This window comes from Sphingomonas sp. CCH9-F2 (assembly GCF_001556735.1).
Classification (GTDB): Bacteria; Pseudomonadota; Alphaproteobacteria; order Sphingomonadales; family Sphingomonadaceae; genus Sphingomonas; species Sphingomonas ginsenosidimutans.
Window position 1 is genome coordinate 1 of record NZ_LSJO01000512.1, and the last position, 5,524, is coordinate 5,524.

General features: G+C 65.3%; 3 protein-coding genes. 1 reads left to right on the plus strand and 2 read right to left on the minus strand.

The features are described 5' to 3' along the window. Window positions 1-605: 605 nt before the first annotated feature. A complete protein-coding gene (locus AX685_RS14590) occupies window positions 606-3,350 on the plus strand; it encodes a TonB-dependent receptor (protein WP_082740995.1) in 2,745 nt (914 codons plus the stop codon). Window positions 3,351-3,418: 68 nt separating this feature from the next. Here the strand turns inward: AX685_RS14590 and AX685_RS14595 are convergent, their stop codons facing one another. Together AX685_RS14595 and AX685_RS14600 are read right to left on the minus strand one after the other, a co-directional pair. Continuing rightward, window positions 3,419-4,546: a Ca2+-dependent phosphoinositide-specific phospholipase C gene (locus AX685_RS14595; protein WP_082740996.1), complete on the minus strand. Its 1,128-nt coding sequence runs from the start codon at window positions 4,544-4,546 to the stop codon at window positions 3,419-3,421. A gap of 290 nt (window positions 4,547-4,836) precedes the next feature. Then, window positions 4,837-5,524 (minus strand): Mrp/NBP35 family ATP-binding protein (locus AX685_RS14600; protein ID WP_066489966.1); only part of this gene is annotated, 688 nt, incomplete at its 5' end.

Sequence of the window (5,524 nt, forward strand, 5' to 3'; positions counted from 1 at the left end):
GTATGGAATGTCCCCGATTCACAGATCACCCCCCATGGAGCTGCCGCCCCAGCGCGCGCAGGGCGGCAGCTCCATGGGGGGTGATCTGTGAATCGGGGACATTCCATACCGGCCACGGCGCGCCGGTGCGCGTGCCATCCGGCACTTCGCCCCGCAGCGGCGCGCGCACACCATGCCGCATCAGCAGGACGATGCGCATCACGGGCGGGGGGACTACCGCCGGCGCGGGCCGGGACATGGCCGGCGCTGCGGGAAGCGTGGCGATACAGGCGGTCAGCGCGATGGCGCGTATGCGATGTGACATGACCATGCCGCCCGATAGACCAACATTGCGTAGCGGCCGTGACATTCGCGCAAGACGCCGATGCCGATTCGGGATTGTCCTGCCGGAAACCGTCTTACGCATACCTTAAATTCGAAACGGGTGCGTAATAATCGACTGCTAGCGGCACGATCACATGACGAGGGGGTCGCCGGGGGGCTTCGCCAACCGATCTCACCAGCCGTCTTGATCATGGGTCATGCACCAAAGGGGAAATCCGTTGTACAGAAGCCTTGACTGGCGTTTTGCACGCCTGTTCGGCAGCACTGCGCTCGTGCTTGCCATGCAAAGCCCCGCCTTCGCCGCGACGCGCGCAGGACCGTCGGACACCACCGCCGCGACGATCGATGCCGCAGCGATTGCGCCGGACACCGACGACGGCAAGGAGACGGGCAATACCGACATCGTCATCGACGGCAAGTTGCGCGCCCGCCGCCAGGCGCAGACCGACCAGCTCGCGAGCGGATCCCTCGCCACGATCGTGTCCGGCGAGGAACTGCGCGCGCAGCCGCAACAGAATCTCGCCGATCTGCTGACCCGCCTGCCGGGCGTCAGCTCCTCGGTGGATCAGGGATATAACGCCGCGGCGACCGGCGAGGCGCAATATGTAACGATCCGCGGCCTGGATTCGAGCTATAACGCCTATCAGTTCGATGGCGTCCGCATCGCGCAGACCAACGCGAACAATCGCGCCATTTCGATGAACCTGTTGTCGCCCTTCGCGCTGGCCGAGGTGCGGGTCGACAAGGCGCCGACCGCCGCGCAGGATGGCGATGCCATCGCCGGCGTCCTGGATTTTCGCACAGCATCGCCGTTCAGCCTGCCGAACCATTATCTCCAGGTCCGCGCGCAGGGGCAGGTCAACGGTCGCGCCGCCGCGCGCGACCAGGATTATCTGGGTGGCACCGCCCAGGTCGAAACGGCACAGCAGTTCGGCGATTTCGGCATCTATGCCTCCGCCTATTACGGCCAGAAGAACGTGTATGGCGAAGCCGTGACCATGCACAAAGACTATATCAAATATAACAAGAATATTCCGGGCGACATCCGCGACAATCTGGACAATGCCTTCGGTCGCGGCGTGGCCTGGAACGTCTATCAGAACGACATCAAGCGTTTCGGCGGCACCGTGAACCTTGAGTGGAGGAGTGATGCGCTCAACCTCTATTCGCGCACGACCTATGGCGAATATCGATTGAAGAGCTGGATGGATCAGACCGCGATCCGCGTCGTCGGCCTGTCCTCGGGGCAGGTCAATCCGAACCCCGGCGGCGGGGATTATAATGCGGACGGCTATGCGGCGATCTACGGCACCGGCGCCAGCAACTACTTCCGTACCGAACACAGCAATCAGCGCCTCGTCACCAGCAAGCTGGGCGGCGACCTGCGTCTGAGCGACAAGGCAGTGGTCGATTTCTACGGTGCCTATTCGCGCGGCAAGACCGAATACCCCTTCCGCCTTCAGGCGAAGTACCAGACGCCGGCCTACATCGGCGGCACCAACACCGGCACGGCATCCTTTCGCCTGGTGACGAGGGCCGCCGATCCGATCGCTCCGCATGTTGTGCTCGATTCCGCAGCGAACAGCTATCTGACCAATTTCGCCAATTTCCAGGAAGTCTATTCGATCGTCCAGTTCGAGCATGTGACCGAGGCCAAGGGCGAAGGCGCGGTGAACTTCACCTATACGTTGGCGGACGAAGGGCTTTCGGCGATCCGGGCCGGACTGAAGTATGAATCGGCGGACCGGGATTCCAATGGCATCAACGAAGCGCTGGAATATGACTTCTCGGGCGCGAACATCCCCACCCTGGACAAGGCTCCCGGCACGCGCGTCAACGATTTCATGCATGGCGGCGCGCAGATCCCGCTCTACATCTACGACCATGACTATATCGAGGGGCAGGCGCGGCAATTGTCGCTCAGCAAGCTGGCCACCGTCGATCCCAACGTGCTCAACCAGCAGAAGCAGGATGGTACGGAACAGCGCTTCAGCGCCTACCTGCTCGCCAATCTGAAATTCGGCGGCCTGGAAATCGTGCCGGGCGTGCGGTTCGAACGCAACCGGTTCGAAGCGACCTATTGGCAGACGGAGTCGGACAAGAGTGGTTCCGTGGGGCACTTCGCGACCAGCACGAAAAGCTATGACCAATGGCTGCCGAGCCTGATCGCCTCCTACCGCCCCAGCGATACGATGGTCTACCGCGCGTCGGTGCGCAAAAGCTATACGCGGCCGCCCTTCGGACTGCTCGTCGGCCCGACGACGATCGCATATGATACGCAGTTGATCGACAACAAGCCGGTGCGCAAGATCGTCGGGATGACCGTCCCGAACCCGGACCTGAAGGCGACGGAAGCCTGGAATGTCGACGGATCGGTCGAATTCGCCGGGGCGGGGTCCGACTTCTTCTCGACCGCGCTCTATTACAAGCGGTTGAGCAATGTGTGGTTCGCGACATCGACCGATACGACGCTGGTCGGCATTTCGAAGCCGGGCGACGACGCCGTCGTCCTGTCGTCGAACGATTCGAGCGGCAAGGGGACGGTGTACGGGATCGAAGTCTTCGCCCGTTACGGCCTGAAGAACTTGCCGGGGCTGCTCGACGGGCTGGGCATTCAGGCGAACCTGACGCTGCAGCGCGCCGACGCGACCATTCCGATCACGAACAATCTCCGCGCCAAGCGACGGATGCCGAACGCGCCGCAAGTGATGTTCAACGCCGAACTCTATTACGATCACGGGCCGGTCTCGGCATGGGTCAGCTATAATTACACGGGCAACAAGCTGATCGACGTTCGTACCCCGCAACCCGACACCTATCTGCAACCGACGTCCCTCTTGAACCTGTCGGCCACCTATACAATCGGCAAGCGGCTCACCGTCGGCGCGTCGTTGCAGAATCTGCTGAACGCGTCGAACTATTGGGCGACCTATGGTGAAAAGCAGACGCTGCTGTCGGTCGACCGTTCGGGCGGCTATATCGAAACCGGCCGCACCTATCTGCTCAACCTGGCCTACCGGATGTAATCGGACGGTCCTGTGACCCGCCCGGGGGCGGTCGGCGCAATGCCGGCCGCCCCTTTTTATGCCGGGGGTCAGTGCGCGCACCGTGGGGCGGTGACGGGATCGCAGTCATGCCACCCGCCCGGCAAGGCCGCGCGATAGCCGAAGTTGGCCGGATCGGGGGCGCCGTCATAATAATCGGTGCTGACGAACTGCGCGCCCGACGCGATCGCCGCGTCGAGCCGACTGCGGTCCTTCGCCCGTGCTTCGCGCGTGTCGGCATCGGCACGGGTACGCACCAGGAAGCCCGCCGATACCAGCTGGCGAATATGCGCGCCTTCCCGGCGCGCGTCCTGAATGTTGAAGACCGACGCTTCCGGGGCATCCTCGGGATAATATCCGAACATCAACCGTCCGCGCAGCGAAGGATGCCCGGTGCGGTACAGGTCTTCATAGGCGTCCGAACCATCCAGCACGAACAGGAACCGGCCCCGCGCATCCGCCAGGCGCGGCCAGCGATGCGCACGGATCGCGGCGGCAAGCGTGGCATCGAGACCGCGCACCGCATCGGGCGTGATGATGTGGTCGCGCCCGATCACCGCCGCCAGATCGGCGTCGAGTGCGTCGAGCCCGGCCGCATCGAAGCGCGCGGCATGCGGCCACCGACCGGGGGCGGGTTCAAATGCCGCTGCATTGACCAGCACCGTGATCGGCAGATGGTCGGGATGGGCATCCGACCAGCGCCGCAACGTGTCGAGACAGGCGCGGAAGGTCAGGCAATGGCTGGCGACATCGAGGCCCGCGATATGCAATACCTTGGCTCCCGGCGCGGTCATCGCGGCGCGGGATTCCGGCGTCGTCATCAGATAGGGTTCGGCATAAAGGCCTCCGACCGGATCGGGCGCGACGTCGATCTCGATCTGCCGCAGCCCCAGCGTCAGCTGCGTCTCCAGCGAAGGATGGCCATAAGCCAACGCTTCCCACTCCGCGGGGGCAAGCGCGCGAATGCGCGCCTCCGCCGCCGCATCGGGATAGGGCTTGTAGCTATTGTGCGATCCCAGAACGCGCATCTGGTCGATACGAAGCGACGCCGGCAGGCCCTCGACGGTCGCGGCGTGCGGCGCGGACCGCGCCCCAAGCATGAGCGGCATGGCAAACAGCAGCGCCAGAAGCTGGCGGCCGCGATGCTTCACACGCGCCGAACCGGCTGAAACGGTCATATCCATGCAACTCCCTGAACGTGGTGGCTCGGCACCCGGGATGTCGCATGCGTATAACCCCTTGATGACGGCGATCGCCCCGCTCGACGCCTACGCCATGCGAACAGCGCGGACGGCGATATCGGCATGCCGGTCGTACATTCCCGCTGAACCCGGCAGATGGTCCGGACACCGATTTTCGGCCCGGACCCGAAGGTCCCGACAGCGCCACCGCGACCGGCGCCTCTCGCATGACGGCCCTCCCGTGCGGGGAAAAGGCGCCACCACCGCACCGGTTGCGTGGCGCGGCGTCAATGCGCCGCCAGCCACGCCGCCACTTGCGCCGCGATCGGCGCGAACACGCGGTCGTCGTCCGTCGCCGCGGGCGGCTGCCCTGCGTCCGATGCGGTGCGGATCGCGATGTCGAGCGGCACGCGTCCCAGGAACGCGATCCCCGCCTCCGCCGCTGCCGCCTCCGCGCCGCCGCGCCCGAACGGGTCCGACACCTCGCCGCAATGCGGGCAGGCATAGCCGGCCATGTTCTCGACCAGCCCGATGATCGGCACGCCGGCCTTCTGGAACAGGTCGATCGCGCGGCGCGCGTCGATCAGCGCCAGGTCCTGCGGCGTCGATACGATCACCGCACCGGCCGGGCGATGTTTCTGCACCATCGTCAGCTGGACGTCGCCGGTACCCGGCGGCAGGTCGACCACCAGCGTATCGGTAGCGCCCCAGTCGGCATCGACCAGCTGGCCCAGCGCACCCGCGGTCATCGGCCCGCGCCACGCGATCGCGCGGCCCGGCTCCACCAGCTGCCCCATCGACAGCAGCGGCACGCCATAGGGCGTCGCGACCGGCAGCAGCACCTTGTCGCGCGCCTGCGGCCGGGTGCCCTCCACCGCCATCAGCCGCGGCTGCGACGGGCCGTAGATATCCGCATCGACCAGCCCGGTGCGCCGCCCGGCGCGCGCCAGCGCGATCGCCAGATTGGCGGACAGC